Annotated in this window: 12 protein-coding genes; 4 read left to right on the forward strand and 8 right to left on the reverse strand. The window is 37.2% G+C overall.

Features of this window, described 5'->3' with window-relative positions:
• Positions 1-16 precede the first annotated feature (16 nt).
• Genes ACKWCD_RS08045 through ACKWCD_RS08055 form a run of 3 tightly spaced genes read right to left on the reverse strand, consistent with a single transcriptional unit; the run spans position 17 to position 3,444 of the window.
• Positions 17-763 (reverse strand): succinate dehydrogenase/fumarate reductase iron-sulfur subunit, encoded by a 747-nt coding sequence (locus ACKWCD_RS08045; protein ID WP_413983425.1) that lies wholly within the window; start codon positions 761-763, stop codon positions 17-19.
• A gap of 6 nt (positions 764-769) precedes the next feature.
• On the reverse strand, positions 770-2,773 hold the full coding sequence (locus tag ACKWCD_RS08050) for a fumarate reductase/succinate dehydrogenase flavoprotein subunit (protein WP_413983426.1): 2,004 nt from the start codon (positions 2,771-2,773) through the stop codon (positions 770-772).
• Positions 2,774-2,775: 2 nt separating this feature from the next.
• On the reverse strand, positions 2,776-3,444 hold the full coding sequence (locus tag ACKWCD_RS08055; RefSeq protein ID WP_413983427.1) for a succinate dehydrogenase cytochrome b subunit: 669 nt from the start codon (positions 3,442-3,444) through the stop codon (positions 2,776-2,778).
• Between the two features lie 258 nt (positions 3,445-3,702).
• On the opposite strand from ACKWCD_RS08055, the gene ACKWCD_RS08060 reads away from it, so the two are divergent.
• Positions 3,703-4,593 (forward strand): RimK family alpha-L-glutamate ligase, encoded by an 891-nt coding sequence (locus ACKWCD_RS08060; protein WP_413983428.1) that lies wholly within the window; start codon positions 3,703-3,705, stop codon positions 4,591-4,593.
• The gene (locus ACKWCD_RS08065; protein WP_413983429.1) at positions 4,571-5,539 is read left to right on the forward strand and encodes a succinylglutamate desuccinylase/aspartoacylase family protein; all 969 of its coding nucleotides are present in this window, start codon (positions 4,571-4,573) and stop codon (positions 5,537-5,539) included. The genes ACKWCD_RS08060 and ACKWCD_RS08065 overlap by 23 nt, the downstream gene beginning before the upstream one ends.
• A 25-nt stretch (positions 5,540-5,564) precedes the next feature.
• Here ACKWCD_RS08065 and ACKWCD_RS08070 read toward each other — a convergent pair whose 3' ends face one another.
• Complete coding sequence (locus tag ACKWCD_RS08070; protein WP_413983430.1) at positions 5,565-6,014, reverse strand: hypothetical protein; 450 nt, start codon at positions 6,012-6,014, stop codon at positions 5,565-5,567.
• 212 nt (positions 6,015-6,226) lie between these two features.
• On the opposite strand from ACKWCD_RS08070, the gene ACKWCD_RS08075 reads away from it, so the two are divergent.
• Positions 6,227-7,006: a LytR/AlgR family response regulator transcription factor gene (locus ACKWCD_RS08075; protein ID WP_413983431.1), complete on the forward strand. Its 780-nt coding sequence runs from the start codon at positions 6,227-6,229 to the stop codon at positions 7,004-7,006.
• Positions 7,003-8,103: a sensor histidine kinase gene (locus tag ACKWCD_RS08080; RefSeq protein ID WP_413983432.1), complete on the forward strand. Its 1,101-nt coding sequence runs from the start codon at positions 7,003-7,005 to the stop codon at positions 8,101-8,103. The genes ACKWCD_RS08075 and ACKWCD_RS08080 overlap by 4 nt, the downstream gene beginning before the upstream one ends.
• A 235-nt stretch (positions 8,104-8,338) precedes the next feature.
• Here ACKWCD_RS08080 and ACKWCD_RS08085 read toward each other — a convergent pair whose 3' ends face one another.
• From ACKWCD_RS08085 to ACKWCD_RS08100, 4 genes are all read right to left on the reverse strand, one after another.
• Positions 8,339-8,770: a hypothetical protein gene (locus ACKWCD_RS08085; protein ID WP_413983433.1), complete on the reverse strand. Its 432-nt coding sequence runs from the start codon at positions 8,768-8,770 to the stop codon at positions 8,339-8,341.
• Positions 8,771-8,835: 65 nt separating this feature from the next.
• Entirely contained in the window at positions 8,836-9,804 is a 969-nt protein-coding gene (locus ACKWCD_RS08090; RefSeq protein WP_413983434.1) for a ThuA domain-containing protein, read from the reverse strand.
• A gap of 30 nt (positions 9,805-9,834) precedes the next feature.
• Positions 9,835-10,317 carry a GyrI-like domain-containing protein gene (locus tag ACKWCD_RS08095; RefSeq protein ID WP_413983435.1) on the reverse strand — a complete coding sequence of 161 codons (483 nt, stop codon included), beginning with the start codon at positions 10,315-10,317 and terminating at the stop codon, positions 9,835-9,837.
• Between the two features lies 1 nt (position 10,318).
• The gene (locus ACKWCD_RS08100; RefSeq protein WP_413983436.1) at positions 10,319-13,168 is read right to left on the reverse strand and encodes a VPS10 domain-containing protein; all 2,850 of its coding nucleotides are present in this window, start codon (positions 13,166-13,168) and stop codon (positions 10,319-10,321) included.
• Between the last annotated feature and the right edge of the window lie 192 nt (positions 13,169-13,360).

Raw genomic sequence — 13,360 nt, forward strand, 5'->3', positions numbered from 1 at the left:
TTGGAGTTTGAAAAACCTATCCTTTCAAACTAGCTCCGTAATATTCTCTGTTCATACGAGCAATATTCTCTAATGAAATTCCTTTCGGGCATTCTACTTCGCATGCTCCAGTGTTGGTACAGTTACCAAAACCTTCTAAATCCATTTGGCGAACCATATTTTGAACTCTTTCAGTAGCTTCTACTTGTCCTTGTGGTAGTAAAGCGAATTGTGATACTTTGGCAGAAGTAAATAACATGGCACTAGCATTTTTACAAGCTGCAACACAAGCGCCGCAACCGATACAAGTGGCTGAATTAAAGGCCGTATCAGCGATATCTTTGCCAATAGGTATAGCATTCGCATCTAAGGTATTCCCAGAAGTATTGACGGAAACAAAACCACCAGCCTGTTGAATACGATCAAAAGCACTTCTGTCTACAATCAAATCTTTAATTACCGGAAAGGCTTTCGCTCTAAAAGGCTCGATTACAATAGTATCTCCATCATTAAAGCTTCTCATGTGCAGCTGACAAACTGTTATCAGTCTATCTGGGCCATGTGGTTGTCCGTTGATTTGCATTGAGCAAGTCCCACAAATACCCTCGCGACAATCATGGTCGAACTCTATGGGCTCTTCCCCTTTATTGATTAATTGCTCGTTCAGTACATCTAACATCTCTAAAAAAGACATGTCTTCTTCAATACCCTTTAGAGGATACTCAACCATTTGGCCTTTTGACTTAGCATCTTTTTGACGCCATATTTTTAGATTCAGTTTCATAGCCTCTTATTTATAACTTCTTGTTTTCAGTTCTATGTTTTCGTACTTCAACTCCTCTTTGTGTAAAACAGCATCCTTAGGTTCACCTTTGTATTCCCATGCCGAAACAAATTTGAAATTTTCATCATCACGAAGCGCTTCTCCTTCAGGAGTTTGATATTCCTCACGGAAATGCCCTCCACAAGATTCATTTCTAGTTAATGCATCTTTCGCAAATAATTCACCAAGCTCTAAGAAGTCCGCAACACGTCCTGCTTTTTCAAGTTCTTGGTTTTTCGAATCTGGGCTTCCTGGGATACGAACATTTTCCCAGAAATCAGCTCGCAAGGCTGCAATTTCATCGATTGCTTCTTGCAAATCCTTGGCATTACGACTCATTCCACATTTGTTCCACATGATTTTACCCAATTTCTTATGGTAATAATCCACGGAATGTTCGCCTTTTCCTCCCATTAATTTCTCAATGCGATCTCTAACATGTTTTTCCGCTTCGTCAAACTCAGCGGTATCCGTTGAAATAGCACCTGTTCTAATATCGTCAGATAGATAATCACCGATGGTATAAGGTAATACAAAATAGCCATCAGCCAAACCTTGCATCAGAGCCGAAGCACCTAGGCGGTTAGCACCGTGATCGCTAAAATTCGCTTCACCAGCCGAGTAGCATCCAGGGATTGTAGTTTGAAGGTTATAATCAACCCAAAGTCCACCCATGGTATAATGCACCGCAGGATAAATCATCATAGGTGTCTTGTACGGATTTTGATCTACGATTTTCTCGTACATCTGGAAAAGGTTTCCATATTTCGCTTCGATAACTTCTTCGCCCAAAGCTCGGATGGTTTTGTCATCGGCATTTTTCATTCCTGAGGTTAAGGCCTTTTCTGTTCCGTACCTCATGATGGCAGCGCTGAAATCTAAGTAAACAGCTTCGCCTGTTTTATTAACTCCGAAACCGGCATCACAACGCTCTTTTGCAGCTCTTGAGGCTACATCACGCGGAACTAAGTTTCCGAAGGCAGGATATCTTCTTTCTAGATAATAATCGCGCTCTCCTTCACCAAGTTGAGTCGGCTTTAATTTTCCTTCTCGGATGGCTTGTGCATCTTCAAGACGTTTTGGAACCCAAATACGACCATCATTCCGTAATGATTCTGACATCAACGTCAATTTTGATTGATGATCTCCAGAAACAGGAATACAAGTTGGGTGAATTTGCGTAAAACAAGGGTTGGCAAAGAAAGCACCTCTTCGGTGCGCACGCCAAGCCGCCATTACGTTACAACCCATCGCGTAGGTAGATAGGAAAAACAGATTTCCATAACCCCCAGTCGCTAATACCACAGCATGCGCGGAATGACGTTCAATTTCTCCGGTAACTAGATTTCGCGCAATAATACCTCTAGCTTTTCCATCAACTTTTACCAAGTCAAGCATCTCATGTCGCGTATGAGATTTTATCTTTCCTCTTTTAATTTGACGATTCAATGCAGCATAGGCACCTAACAATAGTTGTTGGCCAGTTTGTCCCTTAGCATAAAAAGTTCTGGAAACTAAAACACCACCAAAAGAACGGTTGTCTAACAGACCTCCATATTCTCTGGCAAAAGGAACTCCTTGAGCCACACATTGGTCAATGATATTCGTAGAAACTTCAGCCAAACGATACACATTTGACTCGCGTGACCGATAATCACCGCCTTTTACGGTATCGTAGAAGAGACGATATACACTATCGCCATCACCTTGATAGTTTTTAGCCGCATTTACCCCTCCTTGAGCAGCAATCGAATGCGCTCGTCGTGGCGAATCTTGATAACAAAATGTCTTTACATTGTATCCTAGTTCTGCTAAAGTAGCAGCAGCAGAACCTCCAGCCAAACCAGTACCCACAACGATAATGTCGATGTTTCGCTTGTTAGCAGGATTGACAAGGTCTATGTGATTTTTATGATTAGTCCATTTATCGGCCAATGGCCCAGCTGGAACTTTTGAATCCATTATGCCCATACTTAGTGAGTTATCTGATTAAAATGGTGATATAAAGCAATGAAAATGAAACCTGCCGGAATGACAATAGCATATACTTTAGTAAACGTTTTTATGGCTGATGAATACTTATTATTCACACCCATAGTTTGAAACGAGGAAGCAAAACCATGTAATAAATGCAATGCTAACAGAACAAATGAGATAATATAAATTACAGTTCTCCAGAAAGGCTCAAATTTATGAACTGTTTCTTCATGGTATCTTGTAGCATCTTCCGGATTGCTTTCGATATACTTGTAGGCCATTTCCGGTAACCAGAAATCGTAAAAGTGAAGTCCTAAGAAAGCCAAGACTACGGCGCCAGAAATCAACATGTTTCTTGAAATCCAAGGCGCATTGGCACTGCCTTTATAGCTCACATACTTTACCCCCCTAGCGGCTCGATTTTGAAGTTCTAAAACAAAACCCATTACGAAGTGGATAATTACACCAGCAATCAAAATAGGCTGAAGTACATATTGCACTAGTGGATTGTAACCCATAAAATGCGACCAAGAATTAAAAGTATCGGGCGCAATTACGGAGGTTACATTTATTACAAAATGCTGTCCGAGAAAGAAAACCAAGAAAAGACCTGATAAGGCCATGACTACTTTTCGGGCAAGTGAAGATTTTATCAATGCACTCATTAGTTGTTTATTTAGCTTTACAAAAATACAGCAGAACCAAGTTATTAACAAACTTTGAGTGTCTTTAGTATACTATTTGTACGGATTTTAAAGAAGGACAAAATAGCGTTTAACATATTGAGCGAAAACGATTGAAATTCTACCTAAAAATTAAACAGTGCTAAAAGTAATTTCATAAAAGTTTAAAGCTATTTTAAGCGGTATCGATTTTTTGACCGATATTTAGATAAAGAACCAAAAGCCTAGCAAAAACTAACCATGAATATTGGACTTTTATCGGTCAGCATGAACGTATATTCTACAAAAAGAATAGCCGAAGAAGCTGAAAAATTAGGCCATTATATTGAGCAGATTGACCACACCAAGTGTGTGGTAAAACTTGGCAAGGGGAAACCTCAAATATTTTATTTAGGTGAAAATATAACCAATGAGTTTGATGCAGTCATACCAAGAATTGGCACAAAAGTAACACGTCACGGCGCTGCAATTGTAAAGCAATTTGAAATGAACGGAATTTTTAGTACTGCCCGTTCATTGAGTATCACAAGAGCTCGAAACAAAGTTCGAACGCTACAAATTATGTCAAGAAAGGGTATTCCCATTCCAGAAACCTTATTTGCAATCAACCCTGATAACATAAGCGAACAAATTGAGATTTTAGGTGGTGTGCCTGTAATCATTAAACTTCAGGAAGGAACTCAAGGTTTAGGGGTGATTTTAGCCGAAACTAAAAAATCGGCAAAATCGATAATTGACACCTTTTACAAAATGGATACGAGTATTCTAATTCAAGAATATATAGAAGAGTCTAATGGGGAAGACATCCGTATTTTTGTTGTAGGAAATAAAATTGTTGCAAGTATGAAGCGTTCTAGCGAAGTAGGTGAGTTTCGCTCAAATGTTCATCGAGGGGGTAATACTGAGGTGATTAAGCCGAGCCCTAAAGAACAACAAATCGCTTTGAATGCCACCAAATATCTTGGCCTTGGAGTTGCTGGCGTTGATTTAATCCGTTCTAAAAAAGGACCTTTATTAATTGAAGTAAATGCATCCCCAGGGTTACAAGGAATTGAAGCTGCAACAGGAGTAAATATTGCCAAAGAAATTGTACTATTTGTAGAAAGAAATGGACGTCGTAGAAGAAAATAAAGATATCGTTGTTGGAGGGCAAACCGTTTCTCCGGGAGAGGATAAACTTCTGAAAATCAGTATTGATAGACTGCCAACGGGCACGTTGATAGACATTCCAGTTTATGTTTTTAATGCTAAAAAACCTGGGCCAACCGTTTTGGTGCAGGCAGGTTTGCATGGCGATGAGATAAATGGCATTGAGATTGTACGTCGTATGCTAGCAGAAAAAAGACTTCGAGTTAATAAAGGAGCTGTAATTGCCGTGCCTATTCTAAATATCTTCGGATTTATTCATTTTTCTAGAGACGTTCCTGATGGAAAAGATGTAAATCGGAGTTTTCCTGGAACCAAAACAGGTTCAATGGCAAGCAGGATGGCTTATCACTATGTTACCGAAATCATGCATCAAATCGACTTAGGCATCGATTTGCATACCGGAGGAGGACAAAGACATAACTTCCCTCAAATAAGATATACAGCAGAAGACGAAAAAAGTGCAGAGCTAGCCGAAATCTTTAATGCGCCCATATCTTTTCCTTCAAAACTGATTAAAGGCTCATTTCGAAATGCTGCTTTCCGAATGAATAAACCGACGGTTGTCTTTGAAGCAGGAGAAAGTATGCGTTTTGATGATTATTCTATTATGGAGGGAATGCAAGGTATTTTGAATGTTTTAAAACACTTCGGAATGACCAGCAATTCAGAACCTGAATATGTTGAACGAAACAAAACGATTCATTTAAGTAATAGGAGATGGTTACGCGCTCCAACCGCAGGAATGTTTATACCTAAAATCACCAATGGAAGTGAGATTTCAAAAGGACAAATTTTAGGTATTGTAACTGACACTTTTGCTAAACGAACCAAACAAATCAAGGCGCCATTTGATGGATATATTTGCTGTGTTAATCATCAAGCAGTGGTCAATCAAGGAGAGGCTCTTTTTCATGTTGGAATGACCTAAAATTGTTGACTTAATACTTACCAAATTAACAGTCAGTACCAGTATATTCGCAATTGGGTGAATCTTTTACCTTAACTTTTACCACGTATTCCATACAATCGAAATCTTCTTCAGTATTAATTTCATCACTGCTAATTTTTATTATAATAGTTTCATCTATACCAACAGCTCCTGGCGATGATATCGTTACAATTTCGACTGCCGCTCCGCTTTTTGCATAACGGCCTTCTATTGAAATTTCTTCCTTTTCGGTCTTAATACTTTTAAGAGTAAAGAAATAATCACCCAATTCAGCTTCTTCGGTTACCTCATCAGCCGTAATTCGGTTGACACTAACTAGTTCAACATTACAATTTGCGGGTACCATATCAACACCAGAACCAGTAGGTCTGTCGACAACAACAGAAGATTCTTTCTTGTCACAGCCTGAAAATATAATAGATAAAATTACAAGAAAGGTATAGATTTTATTCATTACAACTTTGAGTTTTAAAATTTTGATAAAAGTATATTATAAACTCTAACCTGCTTTTTAATTGAATGGAGGGTGTCTTTTTTTGATGTGAATCGACCTTTTCTTGCTGTGAAAGTATTTTTAAAAGTGCTGTAAGTTCAGAAGAAAGAATAGGGAAGACTATTTTGTATAAATTGTAGTCGAAGGTTAAATATTTTTTAAAAGCCCCTAACATGAAGGAAGAAATAATCTCTGTACTTATTGTTGATGATGAACCGTTAGCTAGAAAACGCATGCAAAGATTATTGAATGGAGTTGATAAAATTAAAATCGAAGGAATTGTTGGAACAGGAAGAGAGGCTATTCGTAAAATAAACTCTTTTCGATTTGACATTGTTTTTTTAGATATTCAATTGAAAGATATGACTGGGTTTCAGGTTTTAAAATCATTGAACCAAATACCTCCTTTGGTAATATTTGTTACAGCGTTTGATTCCTATGCTATAAAGGCTTTTGAAGTATGTGCATTTGATTATTTATTAAAACCATATACTGAGAAACGCTTTTATAAGTCATTGCAGAATGCAATTGCCAATTTAGAAAAGGGAAAAAAGAAGGAGCTGGGAAAAACAATAACAGAACTACTTGACACAATGGGTCTCAATTCCAAAGCTTTGTACAAAAGTCGGATTCCTATCCCAGATAAGAAAAAAACTCTTTTTGTGAGTACTAAAGAAATACGATATATAAAGGCTTCTAATTATTACATTGAGATATATAGTGAAGAATCGAAATATGTGTTGAGAGATTCAATGCATAGTATCTTAGAAGGATTAGATCCAGTAGTTTTTACAAGAATTCATAGATCAAGTATTGTTAATCTGACCTATATCGTTGAATTAGTCTACTCGAGCTTTGGAGAGCTTGATGTAAAAATGCCAGATGGGGTATTACTTCGAGTAAGTAAAGGATACCGAAAAGGGTTTCTAAAAAAAGTTGGTATCAAGGAATGAAGAATCGTATCGACAAAAAGTTATTTGGAATTTTATTAGGCTACATGGCCGCTTATCATGTGATTTATATCTCGCGAAGAGTTATTTTAAAATTCATGGACGAATCTAGATTCGTTGATATGGATTGGTCAGTTGTTGTGTTCGGGCCAGTCTTATGCAATTTTCTCATTATACCTCCGCTAATTATATCTATACTTTTTGTCACCAAAATGATGATAAGGAAAAACTTAAGCTGGTATAGTAGTTTAGGATTGCATTTTGTTTTTTCAATACTCTATGCTTTTTTAGTCATCTTGCTGAATACGATATATAATTATTTTGTTTACGGAGATCCACTCGAGTTGTTTAGTAGAGCTGCATTTGTAAATACTTTGTATGGTTCCACTTTGAATTTTTTAGCATATGCAGGTTTTGTAAGCATTATTTACTCGTATTACTATTTTCAGCGAATTAGTAAGGCGGAAATTCAAAAGACACAACTGGCAAAACAATTGCAAAATGTTAAAATGCAGGCGTTAAAATCTCAATTAAACCCACATTTTTTATTCAATACTTTAAATAGTATTTCCTCTCTTATCGAAGAGGATGGTTATAAAGCGCAACACATGATTGGGAATTTGGGAGATCTCTTGCGAGAAGTATTATTGGTAAAGGATGAGGATATGCTTTCAGTTCGTAGGGAAATTATTATCCTGAATAAGTACATTGAAATCATGCAAACTCGTTTTTCAGATCATTTATCTGTTGAAACTAATATTGATAAAGCGGTAGAAGAAGCGCTTATTCCAAGTATGCTACTTCAGCCTATAATGGAAAATTCCTTTGAACATGGGTATTCTTATGTTTCAACCGATCTTAGGGTCGCTTTATCTATTTCAAAAATGGATAATTGGTTGAAAATACAAATCCAGAATAATGGGACACCAATTCCAGTAAAGGGCCATAATTCTGGATTTGGAATTCGAAATGTTCAAGAAAGATTAGAAACGCTGTTTGTAGACAATTTTAGCTTTTCCTTTTCTAACCTCAAAAATGGTGAAGGAGTAATAACTGAGATGAAAATCCCTTTGATGATAGCACAAAATGATGCTGTTTAAGCTGTATCATGTTTGAAGAACAATATCAGCTAAGAATGGTTACAAACCGTTTGGTTTGTCATATATGAGTTTTATCGATACAGCCTTTGAATTTAGGTGTTGATCGTATAATTATCACATAAAAACGAAGGTTGTACTATAACAATACAGCTTGCAAATTTAGGTTACCAACCAGTTGGTCGGAAAGTTCTTTTCAAAGCTTTTGGGATATTTATGACTGACACATTGAAAAAAATTAAGATAAGGCGATCTTTTTTTCAGTAGCTATCTTCTCTACACTCCAATTGATTGCCTCTTCTAAATCAGTAAACTTTCGAATTGAATTACGAAAGAACAATCTTTCAAGATATAGGCTAACTACGTTTCCTTTAGTATAGCCAACTACGGAGTAGAAATTTAATTGCTGTCTGTTTTTGTAGAACTTAATCCAATCGGTTGGTACTACATAATAGCTATTGATTCGATTCGATATATAAGCTATTTGAGCATTTTCGCCTAAAACTTCATGAGCAGCTTTTATGGCCTTTTGAGCCATGTTCCAGTTAAAAATTACACCTTCTTTCATTTCTGAAATGACTAGGCCATCGAAGAAGTAGAAAACACCAAATTCGAATTCGCGAACTTGCCGTATATTCTTAAAGAAGTCAATTTTTTTGACACTTTTCATTATCAAAAAGTAGTTTTTTGTGGGGTGTAAAGATATAAATAGTTCGATTCAACAACTGAAATGCATTATTTTTTTACACTTTTTCGCGAACTTGACTTTTCTGTTGTCGGAAAATCTTCAGGAATATCTTGAGTCACCTTACCGGTAGCTGCCCATTCAATTCCTCTTGACATTGTGGTGATAAAGCCAATGCATTGGACCGAATAGTCTGCATGACCCATTATATTATGGAAGATACGTCCTTCCCCAAATGATATGGCCATCAAGGCAGGTTCGTGGCGCCCCGTACCCTGATTTTTTGGGTCAGCATAGGCGGTCGCGAGGATTTCCATGTTTTCTGCGGGTCCACGGAGGCTATTGTATAATTCATCTTTGGTATGCATCCAAATTTCAGGCATGCCTTTGGTAATTGGATGTTCTGGGTTTCTAATCTGTATTTGATACTCGCTTTGCGGTCCATGGGCACCACCATTTCCAGGAGATTCATCGCGAATCAATTCGCCATCATCATTGTAATATACATATGGGCCATCTTTTTCGGTACGATCACCCCAACCCCCTAGTCCAATCATTTTGTTGTAGGCTTCCCAATTGGGGAAAGAGTTGTCCGCAGCATGAAAAACTACCAATCCACCCCCGTTTTCTATATAAGTTTCGAGTGCATTTTGCGCAGCTTCCGGCCAGTCGGCTGCATTCCAACCAAAATTCGAAATGACCACCTCATATGCTGAAAAGTCAGGATTAAAATCTGGATCTGATGTCGGCTGATCTAATGCAATTGTTGAAGGTAAACCTTGAATGGAAAATTCAGAAATAAATTCTTCCCCTTTCCAAGTATAACCCGAGCGCACTACATCCACAGAAAACAAACCAGTTTCTTCCAAATAACCCTTTAGCATAGACGTTACTTTGGGCCATTGCTCATGATTATTTTGCCCATCAATAATCAAAGTCTTGATTTTAGCTTTTTCAGTCTGGCCATAAAAGTTGAAGGAGATCAAAATAGTAACCAGAAGTAATAGAACTCTTGTCATTGTGGATGAAATTTTATGTGGTGTAATAAACTACTTTTTTTTCACAGGAATCCAGACTTCTTCTTCAGAATTCGGGTCGTTGTTTTTATACTTTTCTCCTAATAGTTCAAAATGTGGTCTGTTGTCTATTTCATAGTCCGAATTGGGGAGCCATTGCGTAAAAATATGTTGAAAAGTTTTTTGAAATTCACCTACAGTGCCTTTATGAAGAAAAACCGCGTAGAGCCCTTCAGGTATTACAAGAGAAGAAAAACCATTTGGTATATTTTCAATATCTTTTACCTCAGTTGCAGCCCATTTTGTAAATTCGGTCTGCGGATTAAAATTTTCAAAATAGCTAGCATCATCATATACTTGAATTGAATACAAATCTGTTCCAATAGCATTTGAAATTGCGGATTTATTTATCTGAAAACTACGCCACAATTCTCCAATCTTATTATTAGCCAATGACATTCTTATAGACTTACCTATTAGCTGCTTCTCTGGCAACATTTCAATTCGAGTTTCCATATTATTCTATCTCAAAAGTTACCTTTTCTGTTGTGCTATTTCCTTCGAGTTCAATAACATAATTTCCCTTGGGTAAATAGGTTTTTCCGTTTTTAGCTTCTTTGAGGTCGGTTTTGTGTTTTTTCAAATACGCAGATTTTCCGGCTTTCGAAAAAGTGACATCATACGAGAGAATATTTAACCCTTTTACCGCATCAATTTGAGTTTTACTAACTATAATATTGTCTTCAGTTTTGATTTGTGCAGAAATAGATCCAGGTTTTCCACAATAAAAAGTAAGATCTAGACCCGGGGTTTGCGGCTTTCGCCAACTGCTCCAAGAACTACCCCAACGTGAGGAATGACGGATATTTTTTACTTTATAAGCATGCAGATCTTTACCCATGATTTTGGGGGTCATCTGCTGTAAGGTGGAGATATCGGCTTTATAGATACTTCGCCCATGGGTACCTACCAAAAGATGTTTTGCTTCAGGTTGAATGACCAAATCATGCACCGCTACATTTGGCATTCCGTTTTGAAATGCTTCCCATGATTCTCCTCTATTGAAAGAGGCATAGAGACCATTATCTGTTCCGACAAATAATAGATTTTCGTTCTCAGGATCTTCTAAAATCACATTTACAGCCGAGGCAGGAATATTATTCGAAATGCTTTTCCATGTTTTTCCATAATCTTCACTAACGTAAACATATGGAGTAAAATCATCCCAGCGATAGCCATTCAATGTGGCATAAACACGTTCTTTTTTATGCTTGGATGCAGCAACTCGGCTCACCCACATATCCTTAGGAAAAAAACTGGAAACATTCATCCAACTACCACCACCATTTTGTGTTACCTGTACCAAACCGTCATCACTTCCTGTATATATCAATCCGAATTTAAAAGGAGATTCGGAAATAGTAGTTAAAGTGCCGTAAGCCACATTTCCTGTTTTGCCTCCTTTAGTTAAATCTTCTGAAATAGTTTCCCAATCGTCACCTTGGTTTAAAGAACGATGCAATTTATTTCCCCCTAAATACAAAATATCTTGATTGTGAGGGGAGAGTAAAATAGGAGTTTGCCAATTGAAGCGATAAGGTTTTTCGCCCAATTTATGCTTGGGTTGGATATACGTATTAGACTCACTTTCTTTATTGATTCGGTAGTAATTTCCAAATTGAAACCCAGTATAAACAATGTTGTGATTTCGACTATCAATCTGTACCTGCATACCGTCACCCCCCATAATTGACTTCCAAGGATTTTGTCCTGTTTGATGCCAACGACTATTTAATGCTGCATTGTGAGGTCCCATCCAAACGCCGTTATCTTGAAGTCCGCCATAGACATGATAAGGCTCTTGATTATCAACATTAATAGCATAAAATTGCCCAACAGGTGTAGAATTCAACTTCGTCCAATTCGCCCCGTCATCATAAGTCATATTGAGTCCGCCGTCATTGCCATTTAATAGATGCCCAGGTCTTTTGGGGTTTACCCACAAAGCCTGATGATCAGAATGTACGTTGTCACCGTTGATCGAAGTATAGGTTTTGCCACCATCATTAGATTTGATAATAGGTACACCTTCCAAATAGATTTTGTTTACATCACTAGCATCCACTCGAATCTCTCCAAAATAATACCCATAACTATAGTAGAGATCATCGATGTAGTTTTCGTTCATTTTCTTCCAAGTAACTCCTGCATCATCACTGCGATAAACTTCAGCGCCGACCACCGGTGTATCGAATAATGCAGAGTTTGCGTTCTCTAAATATTTAGCAAGATCAGCAGGCTTTACCGACCCTGAACGCACCATTTGTTTTACATTTTCGGCTCTATATTTTTCTTGAAAATTGTTAGTCTTTAAATAAAGGTTAAGTTTTTTATCCTCTAATTTCAAAAAATCAGTAGAAGACATAGTTTTGAAATCATCTTTTGTTAGTCCTTCCGATTTCTTCTTTTTTTCTTTGGATTTTTCACGTCTGAATTGACTATCATGCACTGCATAAACGATATTGTCATCAAAAACAGCTAAGCCAATTCGACCAACACCTTCCCCTGTTGGGAAACTACTTTCAGCAGTAGAGACCTTATTCCATGTTGAACCTCCATCTGTACTTTTAAAGATACCTGACTCATTTCCGTTTCCTATAAAATCCCAAGCTTTTCTATCTTTCTGCCAAGCGGAAGCATACATGATATTGAAGTTGTTTGGAGCATGAGCAACATCAATAATGCCAGTTTGATCGCTTATGAAAAGTGTTTTCTCCCAAGTTTCTCCTCCATTTGTAGTTTTGTAAATACCTCGTTCTGAATTAGGAGAATATAAATGCCCTGTTACACCAACTACAACTTCTTCTGGTTTTTTTGGATTAATTAAAATGCGCCCGATATGATGTGAATCAGGTAAACCCATATATTGCCAAGTCTTACCTTTATCTATAGATTTTAAAATGCCAATACCAGCATACGACGAGCGCGAAGAGTTGTTTTCACCAGTACCTACCCAAAGTGTTCCGTTTTTCCAATCTATAGCAATGTCACCTACGTTTTGAGTTTCTGAAGTGTCTAAAACAGGAGTGAAAGAAGTACCATTATTATTGGTATACCATAAGCCTCCTGATGCATAACCAACATAAAATTCTGTTGGATTTTCAGGATTCACATCAACATCAACTACACGCCCACTCATAACAGTAGGGCCGATGTTTTTAAGTGGAATATTTTGAACCAAGGAACTTGATTCCATTTGTGTTTTTTGATCAAGTGCAGTTTGAACTGTTTGTGCTGAAGTTGGGGTAATTTGAGCAAAACTTAGCGTTGAACACAGGAGTAAAAGAAAGGGCGAAAATTTTTTCATAATGATTTGAATTAGTCTTGGGAAAGTTAATGAAACTTGATAAGAATATGTTATTTGTTTCCTCTTTATAGAAGAATTTTACCTCAAAAACGAGGGCATATGTTAGAGGTTAACAGTTCAATATTGATAACTATTTGTGTATAAAATTGCTATTTCACTTAAAATTTTGTTAATTTATTGATACATAATCAA

Origin of the sequence: Maribacter taeanensis, assembly GCF_047345145.1 — a bacterium.
Taxonomy (GTDB): Bacteria; Bacteroidota; Bacteroidia; order Flavobacteriales; family Flavobacteriaceae; genus Maribacter_C.